Origin of the sequence: Jiangella muralis, assembly GCF_001270745.1 — a bacterium.
Lineage (GTDB): Bacteria > Actinomycetota > Actinomycetes > Jiangellales > Jiangellaceae > Jiangella > Jiangella muralis.
Map to the genome: position 1 here is coordinate 224,342 of NZ_KQ434752.1, position 13,001 is coordinate 237,342.

Sequence of the window (13,001 nt, forward strand, 5' to 3'; positions counted from 1 at the left end):
CGTCGGTGCTGACTGCCGAGTCTAGGCCAATGGCCGGCCCCGGGGACCCGGGCGGGGGTGAGTCCCACGAGGGAAAGGAAACCAGGGCGAACGCCTTTCGATCACGTTCAGGTGTCTTTGTTGAGCGCGTGCCGCGCGGGCCACTACCCTGCCGCTGTGTCTCACGAGGAACGGGTGTGGGGGCGGTTCGGCCGACTGGGACGCCGGACCACCGGCGCCATCGTCGCCGCTGCCGGCAGCCTGCTGTGCGCGATCAGCGCCTACGTCGCCTGGTACGGCGGCCGTGCGCCGCACGAACTGCCCATCCGGCATCTTGCCGAGACCGGCGCTCCGGGCATGGCCGGCGGCTACTGGGCGTCCGTGGCGGCGCCGCTGGCGGTGGTCGGGGCGCTGGGCGCGCTGGGGGCGCTGCTGCGGTTCCGGTTCCTCCTCGTGCTGGCCTGGATGGTCGGGGTGGCGACGCTCGCCCTCTGGGGACTGATGCGCGTCATCGGCAACGCCACGGACAACGCGCCCGCGGGCATGGGGGCCGGGGCCGGCGTGTGGGTGTGCGGGATCGGGCTGCTGGCGATCCTGGCCGGCATCGTGATCATGGGCCCACGCAAGGAAGAGGTGGACGCTCCCCTGTCCATGTTCGGCGACGACAGCTGACGTCTGCCCGGCGCTGGCCGGCCCGGCGCTGGCCCGGCGCTGGCGGTCCGTCGCCAGAATGACGTCGGGCGTCAACCTCGGTCCCGGCCCGGTGCTGGCCCGGCACTGGCAGCCGCTGGCGGTCGGTCGCGAGTATGACGTCGGGCGTCAACTCGGCGCTGGCCCGGCGCTGGCCAGTCCGCCCGGTGACGCCCGCACTTCGCCGCTCTGCGGTGCGCGACCCATGAGGGCGTGGCACAGTGGAATCGCGACCGGTGCCGGCACGAGGCCGGGTACGAGGCTGCGAACGAGTCGTCTGGACCCTCGATGAGGAGGCGATCCACATGACCACCCGTCAACGGGCGACCGGAGCCGTCGTCGCCGTGCTCGGCGCCCTGGGCGTCACGGCCAGCGGCTATCTCGACTGGTTCCGCGGCCGCGACGCGACCGAGATCCCGCTCGAACGGCTCTTCCAGACCTCCGCCGTCGGCGCGCCGTCCTCCTACTGGAACTCGATGGCGCTGGCGCTCGCGGTGGTGGGCCTGCTGGGCGTGCTCGGCGCCCTGATGCTGTCGCGGTTCGTCCTGCTCATCGGCTGGCTGATCGGCGTCGCGACCCTGGTGCTCTGGATCGTGATGTCCGCGAACGATGCTTCCCTGTCGGTGTCGGCCGGCGACCTCCAGGCCGGCGCATGGGTCTGCGGCGTGGCGCTGCTGGTCTACGTGGTGGGGATCATCGGCATGGGCCGCGGCCCGCGCTCCCGCGAGGAGACGCCCACGCCCGCCGAACCGGTCCCGCCACCCGAACCCTGACGCCACATCCTGGCTCTGGCGCGCGTCCTGGTCTCCTGTCGCGTCCTGGTCTGCTGTCGCGTCCTGCGGCCGCTTCTGGCCGAATTGCGCGACGGTGGACCAGGACGCGACGTCAGACCAGGAGGCCGGCACGTGTCCACGGAACGGACTCGGTCCGCACCGGGCACCGCGCGATGGCTGCGGCGAACCGTGCGGCCAGCCGGCGGCGGTCGTGTCGCGCCAGATCCCAGCCGTATCGCACCACCTCCAGCCCGGACTCACGCAGCCGCCACTCGCGTTCCCGCTGCTCAGCGACGACTCGACCGGCATCGAGGCGATCGTCGTACTTCAGCGACCCGTCGCCCTCGAACACGAGCCAGCGGTCCGGCAGCAGGTGGTCGACCCGGTAGCGAGAGCCGCCGGTGTCGATCCAGACGTTCGACACCGGCACCGGCAGGCGGTGCTCGATGAAGGTCAGCCGGCCCAGCGTCTCCAGCGGGCTTTCGGCGAATCCGTCGGCCTGCTCGACGACCTACGCGGCGTCGCGGCTGCCCCGCCACCCGGCCTGGAGGTCGAGCATCGCTTGCAGGTCACCTGACGTCACACCGGACGCCAGTGCCGCGTCCGCGACGACGAGCGCGTCGGCCCGCGGGCCCCAGCGGGCGAGGTCGACAACCGTACGAGGCAGCGACGTCACCCGGCAGCCGTCGACGTAGACACACTGATCGGGTGGCAACGCCGCCACCCGCACGCTCCCGTACCGGCTGTTCACCGCCGAACCGGCGCCGTCCATCAGGTACGCCAGCGGCTGGGCGGGCGGCGGCCTGATCGCGGGCAGTCCGTGCACGGCGGCCGCGGACCAGCCGGCCGCGAACGCGCGAGGGCCGCAGGCGAGCGTGAAGGCCCGGGACCGCAGGCCGAACGCCGTCCACGGGTCGGCTGCCGCGTGGTCCGCCGCGGCGGCGTAGACACCGCGAGCCAGCCGCACCAGGAGCCCGGAACGCTCCAGCCGGACCAGCCGCGACCTGGTGATGCCGCGCAGCCGAGCCTCGGCCACGCTGAAGACACCGTGGCCGGCACGGAGCAGCCAGGTGACGTCGTCGGGTGTGATTCGCATGCCGTCAAGATCAACAGATCCGGCCGGCCGCCGCCACCGCCGATCCCAGGATTGTGGACAACATGGCGCCGCTGGCCGGCCTGTGGACAACAGACCGGCCGGCGGCGGCGTACGAACCTCAGAGCAGGCTGCGCAGCACGTACTGCATGATCCCGCCGTGCCGGTAGTAGTCGGCCTCGCCCGGCGTGTCGATGCGCACCACCGCGTCGAACTCGACGTCCCCGGCCTTCACCCGCACCGTCGAAGGCGTCGAACCGTCGTTCAGCGCCGTCACGCCGGTGACGTCGAACGTCTCCTCGCCGGTCAGCCCGAGCGACTCCGCCGACGTCCCCTCCGGGAACTGCAGCGGCAGGACGCCCATGCCGATCAGGTTCGACCGGTGGATGCGCTCGTACGACTCGGCGACGACCGCGCGCACGCCCAGCAGCGCCGTTCCCTTCGCCGCCCAGTCGCGCGACGAGCCGGAGCCGTACTCCTTGCCGGCCAGGATCACCAGCGGCACCCCGGCGGCCGCGTACGCCACCGACGCGTCGTAGATCGACGTGACGGGAGCGTCCGGCGCCGTGAAATCGCGAGTGAAGCCGCCCTCCGTCCCGGGCGCGATCTGGTTGCGCAGCCGGATGTTGGCGAACGTCCCGCGGATCATCACCTCGTGGTTGCCGCGCCGCGACCCGTACGAGTTGAAGTCGCGCCGCTGCACGCCGTGCTCGGAGAGGTAGTGGCCGGCCGGCGAGTCGGCCTTGATGGCGCCCGCCGGGCTGATGTGGTCGGTCGTCACCGAGTCGCCCAGCTTGGCCAGCACCCGCGCGCCCGCGATGTCCGTCACCGGCGACGGCGTCTCGCCCATGCCGTCGAAGTACGGAGGCTTGCGCACGTAGGTCGAGTCGGGGGCCCAGTCGAAAGTGTTGCCCGACGGCGTCGGCAGCGACTGCCACTGCTGGTCGCCGGCGAACACGTCGGCGTAGTCGCGGGTGAACATCTCGCTGGCGATGGCCGACTCGACGGTCTCCTCGATCTCGGCCGGCGACGGCCACAGGTCGCGCAGGTAGACGGGCTCGCCGTCGCTGCCGGTGCCCAGCGGCTCGGTCGTGATGTCGATGTCCATGCTGCCGGCCAGCGCGTACGCGACGACCAGCGGCGGCGACGCCAGGTAGTTCATCTTGACGTCGGGGTTGATGCGGCCCTCGAAGTTGCGGTTGCCCGACAGCACGGAGACGACGGCGAGGTCGTTCTGGTCGACGGCGGCCGACACCGCCTCGGGCAGCGGGCCGGAGTTGCCGATGCACGTCGTGCAGCCGTATCCGACCAGGTGGAAGCCCAGCTTCTCGAGGTACGGCGTCAGGCCGGCGCGCTCGTAGTAGTCCATGACGACCTTCGAGCCGGGCGCGAGCGTCGTCTTGACCCACGGCTTGCGGTTGAGCCCGCGCTCGACGGCCTTCTTGGCCAGCAGCGCCGCGCCGATCATGACGGACGGGTTCGAGGTGTTCGTGCACGAGGTGATGGCCGCGATGACGACGGCGCCGTGGTCGACCTCGCACTCGGTGCCGTCGTCGAGCGTGACCTTGACCGGCGCGGACGCACGCCCCTCGGAGCCGGCGGCGGCCGACGCCAGCGCGCGCGGCTCCTCGGCGCCGCCGCCGTTCGGGTGCACGGCCACGGGGTCGCTGGCCGGGAAGGTGTCCTCGACGGCGTCGTCCAGCGCGGTGTGCGGGCCCTCGTCGTGCGCCACGTAGTCGCGCAGCGAGGTGCGGAACGCCGTCTTCGCGTCGGTGAGCGAGACGCGGTCCTGCGGGCGCTTCGGGCCGGCGATGGACGGGACGACGGTGCCGAGGTCGAGCTCGAGGTACTCGCTGTAGGTCGGCTCGTGGTCGGCGTCGTGCCAGAGGCCCTGCTCCTTGGCATAGGCCTCGACCAGGGCGACCTGGTCCGCCGTCCGGCCGGTGAGCTGCAGGTAACGGATGGTCTCGTCGTCGATCGGGAATACCGCGATGGTGGAGCCGTACTCGGGGCTCATGTTGCCGATGGTGGCGCGGTTGGCCAGCGGCACCTCGGCGACGCCCGGGCCGTAGAACTCGACGAACTTGCCGACGACACCGTGCTTGCGCAGCTGCTCGGTGATGGTGAGGACGAGGTCGGTGGCGGTGGCGCCGTCGGGCAGCGAGCCGGACAGCTTGAAGCCGACCACGCGCGGGATCAGCATGCTGACCGGCTGGCCCAGCATGGCCGCCTCGGCCTCGATGCCGCCGACGCCCCAGCCGACCACGCCCAGGCCGTTGACCATGGTGGTGTGGCTGTCGGTGCCCACGCAGGTGTCGGGGTAGGCGACGCCGTCGCGCACCATGACGGTGCGGGCCAGGTGCTCGATGTTGACCTGGTGGACGATGCCGGTGCCCGGTGGCACGACCTTGAAGTCGTCGAACGCGCCCTGGCCCCAGCGCAGGAACTGGTAGCGCTCCTTGTTGCGGCCGTACTCCAGTTCGACATTGCGGGCGAACGAGTCCGGCGCGCCGAAGACGTCGGCGATGACGGAGTGGTCGATGACCAGCTCGGCCGGGGCCAGCGGGTTGATCTTCGACGGGTCGCCGCCGAGGTCGCTCATGGCCTCGCGCATGGTGGCGAGGTCGACGACGCACGGCACGCCGGTGAAGTCCTGCATGACGACGCGCGCGGGGGTGAACTGGATCTCCGTGTTCGGCTGCGCCGAAGCGTCCCAGTCGACCACCGCACGGACGTGATCGGCGGTGATGTTGGCGCCGTCCTCGGTGCGCAGCAGGTTCTCCAGCAGGATCTTCAGGCTGTACGGCAGCCGGCCCACGTCACCCGCGGCGGCCAGCCGGTACACCTCGTACGAGGCGTCACCGACCTGCAGGGTTCCCTTCGCGCCGAAGCTGTCCTTGCTGGTCACGTTCGATCCCCAACCTCTCGCGTCATGGTTCGCTGCGCTCATCGTCGCGCACGGCGGTGATCGCCTGCGCGCTGAGGCTCGCCTAACCGGAAGTCTCTTGACTTCAAGATATCACGCTCTAATTTTCTTCGCTCCCGCTGTCACATTCGCCCTTCTCGATTGACCCATAGAAGACATGAAGGCATGGATGTTGTTGATCGTCATCGCCCTGGCCGTCGCCGGGTGCGCGGCTGAGGCGCGCCCGGTCTCCGGCGATGTGGGGCCGGTGGTGGGCGCCGCGCCGGCGTTGAAGGCGGGTGCGGCGACGGCGTCAGAGTCACGCTCGGCGCCGGTCGCGGCTCAGGTCACGCCGGGCGCGGCGGTGTTGCGTCCGGCCGGCGACGTCGGCGGGCTGGAACCGGTGTCGCCGCCGCCGCGGCTGGTCACGCCCGCCGTCACGGTGACGGTGCACGCGGTGGGTGGGTGGGGTCTCGGGGCCGGCACCGATCTCGTCGCGCGGGTGTGGCGGGTCCGGGTCGCCGCTCCCCCGCCGCTCGCGCCGTCGGCCGACCCGTTCCTCGTCGGCACTGGTCCGGACCGGGCGCCCCGCGACGCCTCGACGACGCTCTGGCTCGACACCGGGTCCGAGCGGCTGCCGGTCACGCTGCCGGGCGCCGCCGATCCGCTCGTGTTCCCGTGCGACGACCTGCCCTGCGGCGAGCGTCGACCCGAGGAGCACCTCCTGGTCGCGGCGGTCGACGACGACGCCCGGCCCGCCCTCGTCGCCACCGCCGACGGGGCCGACCAGCGGCTCGACCTGCGCACCGGCGAGGTGACGTCGTCGGTGTCCCGGGTCGCGTACGACCGGCCCGCCGCTGTGCCGGTGTCGGTGCCGGCCTGGCCGCCGCGGACCATCGCCGTGCGTACCGAGGCGCAGTTGGAGGCCGAGTTCGGCACCGGCGCCGGCGACCTCACCCGCGGCGGCCTCGACGTCGGCTACGGCGGCCGGATCACCGAGGTGCACCTGGCGCCGTTCGACCGTTTCGAGGGCTGGGCGCCGCCGGGCCACGCCTGGCTGCTCGTCCGGGTCGACGATCACCTCCGCCAGCCGGCCAACACCTCCTGGCGGGCCGACGTCGACGCCGCCGCCAGCTGGACCGTCACCCACGACGCCGGCATCGCCACACCCGCCTACCCGCCCACCCCGCCGGACGTCCTCGCCTTCCTCCTCCCCGACGACGTGCGATCAGTGACGCTCGCCTACCGCCCCACCGGCACCGTCGGCCTCCCACCCGGCGCCCAGTACGAGTTCCAGGCGCCCAGCCCGCTCACCGTCGAGATCCCGCTGCCATGACGCGCGCACGAGCGACAAAGCCGCGCGACCAGCGCCGCGACCGAGCAGCACGGCGGGCGCCACCGACGCCGGTCCCAGCCTCGGTCACTCGGGCGAGCCCAGCTCCGGCGAACCAGCCAGGCGACCAACGTCGCGACCGAGCGGCGGGGCAAGCGCTACCGGCAGCAGCTCCGGCCGCGAGCGTCGGTGACGCGGACGCTGATCGCCGACGTCGCCCGCCGCCCGCAACCGAACGGCCGCGGGCCGACCAGTTGCGGGCGCTGACACCGCGGGAGACCGAGGTGCTCAAGCTCATCGCCGCCGGCCGGTCGAACGGTGAGATCGCCGAGACGCTGGTGCTGGCCGAGCAGACGGTCAAGACGCACGTCGGGCGCATCCTGATGAAGCTGGACCTGCGCGACCGCGCCCAGGCCGTCGTCATGGCCTACGAAACCGGGCTCGCGCAGCCTGGCGGCTGAAGAAACAAAACTTGCCCGATTCCGGGCAGAATCTTGCCGATCCAGCCCGACGACGGCAGGGTGGACCGCGTGACGCACACCGCCGCGGAGCTCGTCGAGCAGATCATCCGGACGACGGGGCTGCCGGCCGGCGTGGCGCGGCGGGTCGTCGCGGACGTCGCGGCGTACTTCGCCGAGCCGGTCGAGGACTACGTGCGACGCCGGCACCAGGAGCTGCAACTGCGCGGCGGGAAGAACGAGGAGATCTTCGAACGGATCCGCGCCGAGCTGACGCACCGCCCGGTCCGCGCCCCCGACCTGTCCGCCCGCCAGCTGCGCCGCATCGTCTACGGCTGACGCCGCACCGACGGCCGACGCGACGCAGCCGCGCCGACGGCGGACGCCGCCCCCTGGCCGCCCCGCCGCCATCCAGCTATGAAGACAGCAACGAGAGGACCCACATCATGTGCGGAATCGTCGGATACGTCGGCGCGAAGCCGGCCGCCCCCATCCTGGTCGACGGCCTGGCGCGGCTGGAGTATCGCGGCTACGACTCCGCCGGCGTCGCCGTCCTGGGGCCGAGCGAGATCCGGCTGCACCGCGACGCCGTCCGGGTCCGCGAGCTGGAGGCGGGCCTGCCGAAGCGGTTCGGCGGCAAGTCCGGCATCGGCCACACCCGCTGGGCCACGCACGGCGTCCCGTCGCAGCAGAACGCGCACCCGCAGCTCAGCGCCGATGGCCGGGTCGCGGTGGTGCACAACGGCATCATCGACAACGCCGCCCAGCTGCGCGCCGAACTGGAGGCGGACGGTGTCCCGCTGACCTCCGACACCGACACCGAGGTGCTGGCGCACCTGATCGCCCGGGCGCCGGCGGACACGCTGGAGGACGCCGTCCTCACCGCCCTCGGCCGCATCGAGGGCACCTACGGCATCGCCGTCCTGCACCAGGCGCACCCGGACCGCGTCGTCGTCGCCCGCAACGGCAGCCCGATCATCCTCGGCATCGGCGACCGCGAGATGCACGTCGCCAGCGACACCGCCGCCCTGGTCCGCTACACCAAGCAGGTCGTCCACCTCGACGACGGTGAGCTGGCCACGCTCCGGGCCGACGGCTACCAGACGTTCACCCGCGACGCCCGGACGACGAAGACCGCGGTCACCGTCGACTGGGACGCCTCCGACTACGGCACCGACGGCCACGAGCACTTCATGCACAAGGAGATCGCCGAGCAGCCCGACGCCGTCCGCCGCATCCTCAAGGGCCGCCTGGACGAGCGCTTCCACACCGTGCGACTCGGCGGCCTGGAGATGGACGCCCGCGAGTTGCGCGAGTTCCGCCGGGTGAAGATCCTCGGCTGCGGCTCGGCCTACTACGCCGGGCAGGCCGGCGCGCAGTTCATCGAGGAGGTCGCCCGCATTCCCGCCGACGCCGAGCCGGCCTCGGAGTTCCGCTACCGCAACCCGGTGATCGAGAAGGACACCCTCTACGTCGCGGTCAGCCAGTCCGGCGAGACGTACGACACGCTGGTCGCCGTCCAGGAGTTGAAGCGGAAGGGCGGGCGGGTGATCGGCCTGGTCAACGCGGTCGGGTCGAGCATCGCGCGGGAGTGCGACGGCGGCGTCTACCTGCACGCGGGCCCCGAGGTCGCGGTCGCGTCGACGAAGGCGCTGACGAACATGCTGGTCGGGTTCGCGCTGCTCGGCCTGCACCTGGGCCGCATCCGCGACGTGTCACCGGCGGACGGCCGCCGCCTCATCCAGGCGCTGCAGGCGCTCCCGGAGCAGATCGAGGCGATCGTCGGCGACGAGGAGCACCTGGCCGCCGTCGCGAAGGAGCTCGCCACGGCGCCGAGCCTGTTCTTCGTCGGACGCACCCGCGGCTTCCCGGTGGCCCGCGAGGGCGCGCAGAAGCTGAAGGAGATCTCCTACCGGCACGCCGAGGCGTACCAGACGTCCGAACTGAAGCACGGCCCGCTCGCGCTGGTCGGCCCGGAGTTGCCGACCGTCGCGATCGTGCCGGACGACGAGCTGCTGGACCGCAATCTCGGCGCGTTGCAGGAGATCAGCGCCCGCTCCGGCCCGCTCACCGTGGTGACGCACGACGGCGTCGACCTCGGCGTCGCGCCCGCGCACGTCATCGCCGTGCCGAAGAGCGAGCCGGAGCTGGACCCGCTGCTACTGACGATCCCGCTCCAGCTGCTCGCCTACCACGCCGCGCTGACGCTCGGCCACGACGTCGACAAGCCGCGCAACCTGGCGAAGTCGGTGACGGTCGAGTAAGTCAGACATGCGGCGCGACCTCGGCCGCGATGAGCTCCAGGTGGTCGAGGTCGGAGAGGTCGAGGATCTGCAGGTAGACGCGGCCGCCGCCCAGCTCGCGGACCGCGCTGATGCCGTCGACGACCTCCTGCGGCGTCCCGGCGAGGCCGTGAGCGCGGACCTCGGCCGGCTCGCGGCCGATCGCCGCCGCCCGGCGGGCGAACTCGGCCTCGTCGGCGCCGACGCAGGCCACCAGCGCCACCGAGTACACCAGCGAGTCGGGGTCGCGGCCGGCGTCCTCGCAGGCCTTGCGGACGGTGCCGAACCGCTCGGCGATGTCGGACTTCGCCGGGAACGACGAGTTGTACTCGGCGGCGTACTTCGCCGCCAGCGCTGGCGTGCGCCGCGGGCCGTTGCCGCCGACGATCAGCGGGACCGGCCGCTGCACGGGCTTGGGCAGCCCCGGCGACTCGGTGACCGTGTAGTGCGAGCCGGCGTAGGAGAACGTCGACCCCTCCGGCGTGTTCCACAGCCCGGTGATGACATCGAACTGCTCTTCGAGCAGGCCGAACCGCTTCTCCGGGAACGGGATGCCGTACGCCTCGTGCTCCCGCGCGTACCACCCCGCGCCCAACCCCAGCTCGACCCGTCCGCCGGACATCTGGTCGACCTGCGCGACCTGGATGGCCAGCACACCGGGGTTGCGGAACGTCGCCGACGTGACCAGCGTGCCGAGCCGGATGCGCGACGTCTCGCGGGCCAGCCCGGCCAGCGTCGTCCACGCGTCGGTCGGGCCGGGCAGCCCGCTGACGGAGCCCATCTTCAGGTAGTGGTCGGAACGGAAGAAGGCGTCGAAGCCGAGCCGCTCGGTCGCCTGGGCGACGGCGAGCAGGTCGTCGTAGCTCGCGCCCTGCTGGGGCTCGGTGAAGATGCGCAGCTGCATGGGCCCAGCCTTTCACGGCCGGGCCCGCGGCTTCAGAGCCAGTCCTTCTTCCGGAAGATGACGAACAGGCTGACACAGACGATCGCCATGAGCAGCACCGCGAACGGATAGCCGAACGACCAGTGTGTCTCGGGCATGTTGTCGAAGTTCATGCCGTAGATGGTGCCGACCAGCGTCGGGGCGAACAGGATGGCCGCCCACGAGGAGATCTTCTTGATCTCCTCGTTCTGCGCGAAGCTGGCCTCGGTGAGCGACTTCATCTCCTCGTTCTGCTGCTGGGTGACCAGCGTGGCGTTGACGGCGAGGATGTCGGAGAGCACCTGCCGGAAGCCGTCGACCCGCTCGGTGACCTCCGTGACGTGGTCGGCGACGTCGCGCAGGTAGCGCTGCAGCTCTTCGTCGGTGCCGTACTTCTCGAAGCCGCCCTCGAGCCCGGCCAGCATGACCGACAGCGGCCGGGTGGCCCGCTGGAACTCCAGCACCTCGCGGGAGAGCTCGTAGATGCGCCGCGACACCTTGGGGTCGCGGCCGAACACCTGGACCTCGATCTCGTCGACGTCGTTGCTGACGCCGTTGACGACCGGCACGTAGCCGTCGACGACGGCGTCGAGGACGGCGTACAGGACCGCCTCGGGGCCCAGCCGGAGCAGGTCGGGGTCGTCCTCCATGCGACGCCGGACGCCGGAGAGGTCGGGCGCGGCGCCGTGCCGGACGGTGATGACGAAGCCGGGTCCGACGAACAGGTGCAGCTCGGCGAAGTCGACCTCCTCGACGGCGTCGAGGTAGCGGGCCGCGCGCAGCACGACGAACAGCGTCTCGCCGTAACGTTCCAGCTTGGCCCGCTGATGCGCCTCCATGGCGTCCTCGACGGCGAGCTCGTGCAGGTCGAACTCGTCGGCCAGCGACAGCAGCTCGGCGTCGCTCGGCTTGTGCAGCCCGATCCAGGCCATGGCCTCGGCGTCGGCGCGCAGCTGGCGGTACGTCTCGGCCAGCGAGCTGGGCGTGCTGATGCGCTTGCCGTCGCGGTACAGCGCGGCGTCGACGATGCTGGACCGCCGCTCGGTGGTCGCGGGCTGGTCGGCCGGGCGATCGGTCACGGAGTCGCCCCGGCCCTGCCGGCGCAGGGCAGGGCGGATGACGCGCAGGGCGCGCTGACGGCGAGGAGGCATGGCGTCGCTCCCATGGCGGTGCGGACGGAGACGGGTGTCGTGCGACGCAGGACAACCCGGCCGTCAGGCATCAGCTGCCCCGGACCTCGGCGCCCTGCGACGCATGACTAGGAGGCTCGCTGCGCATGGCTGCCCCACCTCCCGATACATCGCCGTGTTACACCACCGTTCAGGATAGTCCACCGAGGGCCCGGACGGCGATCAGCTCGCCGGACGCAGGATCGCGACGCACTCGACGTGGTGCGTCATCGGGAACAGGTCGAACGCGCGCAGGCCGGTGAGCCGGTAGCCGTGGGCGGCGAACGTGGCGAGGTCGCGGGCCAGCGCGGCGGGATCGCAGGCCACGTAGGCGACGACGCGCGGCGCCCGCTCGGCGATGCGGCGGACGACGGCGGCCTTGGCGCCCTCGCGCGGCGGGTCCAGCACGACGATGTCGGCGGCGGCCGGCATCCCGGCCGGTCCGGTCCCGGCCAGCACGCGGTCCACCCGGCCGGCCAGCAGCTTCACCCACGGGACGTCGTGCAGGTTGCGCCGCGCGTCGGCGACGGCCTCCCGCGCCCCCTCGACGCCCACCACCGTGCCCGACGAGCCGACCAGCGGCGCCAGCGCGCCGGCGAACAGGCCGACGCCGCAGTAGAGGTCCAGCGCGGTCTCGCCCGGCCGCGCCTCGACACCGTCCAGCACGGCACTGACCAGCGTATTCGCCGCTCCCGGGTGCACCTGCCAGAACCCGCCGCCGCTGACCCGCCAGCGCCGCCCGGCCGCCTCCTCGACGACGTACCGGCGGCCCTCGACCACCTCGTCGTCGACCAGCAGCTGCCGCTCCCCCGTGTTCGCCACGACGACCTCGACCGACGCCGCGCCGGGCCAGGCGCCGTCCTCGACCCCGGCCGCGCGGACCTCGGGATGCGCGATGCGGCAGCCGTCGATCGGCACCACCTCGTGCGAGCGGTGCGCCCGCAGCCCGGCCCGCCCGCCAGCGTCGACGGCGTACGTCACGCGCGTGCGCCACCCGAGCCCGTCGTCGTCGCCCGGCACCGGCTCGACCGTCACCTCGCGGCGCAGCCCGGCCAGCCGCTCCAGCTGCTCGGCGACGACGGCCGCCTTCAGCGAGCGCTGGGCCGGCAGCAGCACGTGCTGCCAGTCGCAGCCGCCGCACTTGCCCGGTCCGGCCCACGGGCACGGCGGCTCGACCCGGGCCGGCGACGGCGTCAGGACGGCGACCGCGTCGGCGCGCCAGAACCGGTCCTCGGTGCCGCCCTCGGTGACCCGGATCCGGACCCGCTCGCCGGGCAGTGCGTGCCGGACGAAGACGGCCCGGCCCTCGTGCCGCGCGACGCAGACACCGCCGTGCGCGACCGCGCCGACGTCGACCACGACCTCCGTGCCCACGACGGACTCGCCGCGGGCCGTGC

11 protein-coding genes and 1 pseudogene are annotated in these 13,001 nt (G+C 72.5%); 6 read left to right on the forward strand and 6 right to left on the reverse strand.

Annotated features, from left to right (window positions below; all coding sequences use genetic code 11):
* Positions 1–156: 156 nt before the first annotated feature.
* Both ACW62_RS03975 and ACW62_RS03980 read left to right on the forward strand, forming a co-directional pair.
* Positions 157–651 carry a hypothetical protein gene (locus ACW62_RS03975; RefSeq protein WP_157574360.1) on the forward strand — a complete coding sequence of 165 codons (495 nt, stop codon included), beginning with the start codon at positions 157–159 and terminating at the stop codon, positions 649–651.
* A gap of 323 nt (positions 652–974) precedes the next feature.
* Entirely contained in the window at positions 975–1,442 is a 468-nt protein-coding gene (locus ACW62_RS03980) for a hypothetical protein (protein WP_053202788.1), read from the forward strand.
* A gap of 112 nt (positions 1,443–1,554) precedes the next feature.
* On the opposite strand, the gene ACW62_RS03985 is transcribed toward ACW62_RS03980, so the two are convergent.
* The 3 genes from ACW62_RS03985 to ACW62_RS03995 form a co-directional block, all read right to left on the reverse strand.
* On the reverse strand, positions 1,555–1,872 hold the full coding sequence (locus tag ACW62_RS03985; protein ID WP_053202789.1) for a hypothetical protein: 318 nt from the start codon (positions 1,870–1,872) through the stop codon (positions 1,555–1,557).
* Positions 1,873–1,953: 81 nt separating this feature from the next.
* Positions 1,954–2,538 (reverse strand): type IV toxin-antitoxin system AbiEi family antitoxin domain-containing protein, encoded by a 585-nt coding sequence (locus ACW62_RS03990; RefSeq protein ID WP_053202790.1) that lies wholly within the window; start codon positions 2,536–2,538, stop codon positions 1,954–1,956.
* Positions 2,539–2,656: 118 nt separating this feature from the next.
* A complete protein-coding gene (locus ACW62_RS03995; RefSeq protein ID WP_053202791.1) occupies positions 2,657–5,485 on the reverse strand; it encodes an aconitate hydratase in 2,829 nt (942 codons plus the stop codon).
* Between the two features lie 145 nt (positions 5,486–5,630).
* Here ACW62_RS03995 and ACW62_RS04000 point away from each other — a divergent pair, with 145 nt between their 5' ends.
* The 4 genes and pseudogenes from ACW62_RS04000 to glmS all read left to right on the forward strand — a co-directional run bounded on the left by ACW62_RS04000 (position 5,631) and on the right by glmS (position 9,495).
* Positions 5,631–6,776 (forward strand): hypothetical protein, encoded by a 1,146-nt coding sequence (locus ACW62_RS04000; RefSeq protein ID WP_157574362.1) that lies wholly within the window; start codon positions 5,631–5,633, stop codon positions 6,774–6,776.
* A 183-nt stretch (positions 6,777–6,959) separates the two neighbouring features.
* Positions 6,960–7,234 (forward strand): annotated as a pseudogene (locus ACW62_RS36450) (response regulator transcription factor); the annotation flags it as partial.
* 69 nt (positions 7,235–7,303) lie between these two features.
* Positions 7,304–7,570 carry a hypothetical protein gene (locus tag ACW62_RS04010; protein WP_205629125.1) on the forward strand — a complete coding sequence of 89 codons (267 nt, stop codon included), beginning with the start codon at positions 7,304–7,306 and terminating at the stop codon, positions 7,568–7,570.
* Positions 7,571–7,677: 107 nt separating this feature from the next.
* Positions 7,678–9,495 carry a glutamine--fructose-6-phosphate transaminase (isomerizing) gene (gene glmS / locus ACW62_RS04015; RefSeq protein WP_053202794.1) on the forward strand — a complete coding sequence of 606 codons (1,818 nt, stop codon included), beginning with the start codon at positions 7,678–7,680 and terminating at the stop codon, positions 9,493–9,495.
* A gap of 1 nt (position 9,496) precedes the next feature.
* Here the strand turns inward: glmS and ACW62_RS04020 are convergent, their stop codons facing one another.
* The 3 genes from ACW62_RS04020 to ACW62_RS04030 form a co-directional block, all read right to left on the reverse strand.
* Positions 9,497–10,417: an LLM class F420-dependent oxidoreductase gene (locus ACW62_RS04020; protein WP_053202795.1), complete on the reverse strand. Its 921-nt coding sequence runs from the start codon at positions 10,415–10,417 to the stop codon at positions 9,497–9,499.
* 32 nt (positions 10,418–10,449) lie between these two features.
* A complete protein-coding gene (locus ACW62_RS04025) occupies positions 10,450–11,586 on the reverse strand; it encodes a magnesium and cobalt transport protein CorA (RefSeq protein WP_083459174.1) in 1,137 nt (378 codons plus the stop codon).
* A gap of 201 nt (positions 11,587–11,787) precedes the next feature.
* Positions 11,788–12,978, reverse strand: coding sequence for a class I SAM-dependent RNA methyltransferase (locus ACW62_RS04030; RefSeq protein ID WP_240477230.1), 1,191 nt, complete (start codon positions 12,976–12,978; stop codon positions 11,788–11,790).
* Positions 12,979–13,001 lie beyond the last annotated feature (23 nt).